The 2,718-nt window shown below is 50.3% G+C and carries 1 protein-coding gene; it reads left to right on the top strand.

The features are described from left to right. Nucleotides 1-679 precede the first annotated feature (679 nt). A complete protein-coding gene (locus AB4Y34_RS41385) occupies nt 680-2,488 on the top strand; it encodes a hypothetical protein (RefSeq protein WP_368719248.1) in 1,809 nt (602 codons plus the stop codon). Nucleotides 2,489-2,718: the final 230 nt, after the last annotated feature.

Consider the following 2,718-nt stretch of genomic DNA (forward strand, 5'->3'; position numbering starts at 1 on the left):
TGATCCTCAGGAAGCTGAGGCTTTTTTACGCCGCTGTTCTGGCCGCTTTGCTCAACCGCTCAATCGCTGTCGAATACCAGCCGTGAGGGCAAGCGCCGTCCAAAACGAATTATTCAGACCCGACTAGCTATAAAGAACAAACGCGCGCGACCCAACGACCCAATAGGACCGCTCTCACTATTGTCGAACGCTTACGGCGACAGAACCAACTAAAACCCTTCGCTGTTCACTTGCCGTTGCCGCAGTTATCATCACTTCGACACGGGGGATGTTCGCAACCAGCATAAGAGACGGAATAAACGCACGTAGTGCCGAGCAGAAAGGCCATCGCTAATATCAGAGCTTTCACGTTCTTTCTCCGGGAAGAATTTCGTTGACTATAGACGATATTCTTACCAGCGAATACCAAGACGCGTGCCGGAAACGAAAAAACTGAATCTAACTCCAAGCCACACGTTATATATCTCGCCAATTAATTCCCGGCCCGTTCAATTTCCAATATCTATTTCATACCCGCGAAGCAGGCTGTATAGATTTTTTCGGGCCCTCCACAATTTAGATGCCGAGTGTTAGGAACCGAACAGAGTAAGTGATTTTTTTACTCGCCGGCAAGATCTATCATTAATTTGGTTAGGGCTCGCGGCGCGGCGGCGACGCAAGGAAATCTTTGGGGGGGACCATGTCCAAAGAGTACGTCGGCATCCTAATAGCAGTCGGGCATCAATTGCGCAGAAGATCTTTTGGCGTATCGGTAGCTGCCCTCTTTTGGGTGCTAGCTTTCAATCCTGCCATTGCCAAGCCGAACGTTGGAAAGCCGCCTCCGAATTGTGCGTCATTTCAGCACGACTGGACACCGATTGAACGCAAAGTTTGGCAGTTGCTTTGTGCAAAAGGAAGCGCGTCGTCATCGACTTTCGCGCACACGCCGCACATTGGCGCAAATTTCATTCGGATGATACTTACCGAGGAACCATACGCCACTCGAATCGACTCAGCCGGGCTGCGAATGGACGGCATTGTTATCTCAGGACCCTTAAAGCTGACGGGTGCCGTCATAATTCCGCCGATTTTTTTCACAAACTGCCTATTTCAAAACATTGTCGACTTAAGTGACTCAAGCTTTCGAGGAACAGTATCATTCGCGGGCACCTATCTTTTAGGGGGTATTGCGGCGCGTAGAGCAGAGTTTGCTGGATCCCTGATATTAGGTTCGGTAGATCAGGATAGCCTGAATATAGAGAGACCTCCGACGAATAACGTCGCAATAGCGTTCATTGACGCGGCATCGACACGTGTCGATGGCAATCTTTCAATAATGAGTGCATCCCTAGGCGGCGCTATAAACATTCCCTATTCGAGGATAAAAGGCATGCTTGATATAGAGTCGGTCATCGGCTACGGACTAAGCGCAAGTGCAAGCAAAATCGACGGTCAAGTGGAAATCGTCGGATCCGACTTTTCCCCTAACATGAAAACCATTGATGGCAAATACGTTCCCAGCTACGTTTATATGTTCGAAGTGAAGGCCGGAGAAGGAATGTACTTTGATCGATCCACTTTTGATCATCTTTATCTGAAAGGCGCCTCAGTTTCGGGCGCAGTGGAGCTTCTCGGAACTTCGGTGCATTCTCTTGATCTCAGCGATGCTTCAATTGGCGGAGACCTGAACATCGGCTACCACAATCGTTCATTTAACGTCACATCCTGGACTGGCGAATCTGAACTGATACTCACTCGCGCGAACTTGAGCGCGATAAAGGCGCCCAAAAATGTACTCTACTGGCCCAAACATATTGACTTCTCCGGGTTCACGCTTGGCGCCTACCTCGTTGATTTTCTTGTACCCTCAAATCGACTGGGCCGCATGGGAGGGGGCACGCGTGAAGAAGTAGAGACATCACGCGTCACCGCTGGACCGATCGGCTTAGATTGCAAGGCCCGTTTCGATTGCCCGATGAAAGCGGACGCCTCTCGCTGGTCCGCGAATCAGGACTCCCGTGACTTTTTCCCGGAGTGGCTTGCAAGACTACCAGACGCAGGTTTCGCGCCGCAGCCATATAGACAGGTAGCCGCAGCGCTTGAAGCGGTGGGCGAGCACGATGCCGCAATGGAAGTAGGATACGCTGGTCGAGATCGGGAATTTCGGAAAGCATGTAAATCCGGAGACATCTTTCGCTGCGCGCTGCTTGGGTTTTCAAAGGCTACAATTGGTTACGGGTACCATATTGGGCGCGCCTTCGTTTTGAGTTTTCTGTTCATTATTTTGGGGGCTGTAATTTTTAGAAGAACCCCGGAGGCAGCGGAGGCTAACATGCCGATCGGTCTAACTTACAGTTTTGATTTATTTCTACCCTTGATAAAACTAAAAGAAAGCAATTATAAAATCGAGATAAAAAATAACGTGCGGTATTACTTCTACTTCCATAAACTCGCGGGTTGGTTTCTCGGTTCGTTCGTCGTGGCCGGGCTATCTGGCCTTACTCAATAGAAAGCTAGGCATACCAAAAATTTATGGGAAAACGCACGTCATTTGGGCTCGGATGCAAATAGAGGGTTGGCCGGGATTCGTTAAAAATCCGCCACACCTAACAGCTGTTGAAAAGCGCCCCGTCATGACGACCGAAGCTACGTTCAGGAGACTTGCGCGTGCAATTTCCCGCTGAATTACCGGTTTGCCGCGCGATCCGCGCGGGGCATGCGCACGCATGCAGCCCCGCT

Origin of the sequence: Paraburkholderia sp. BR10954 (assembly GCF_040965775.1) — a bacterium.
Classification (GTDB): Bacteria; Pseudomonadota; Gammaproteobacteria; order Burkholderiales; family Burkholderiaceae; genus Paraburkholderia; species Paraburkholderia youngii.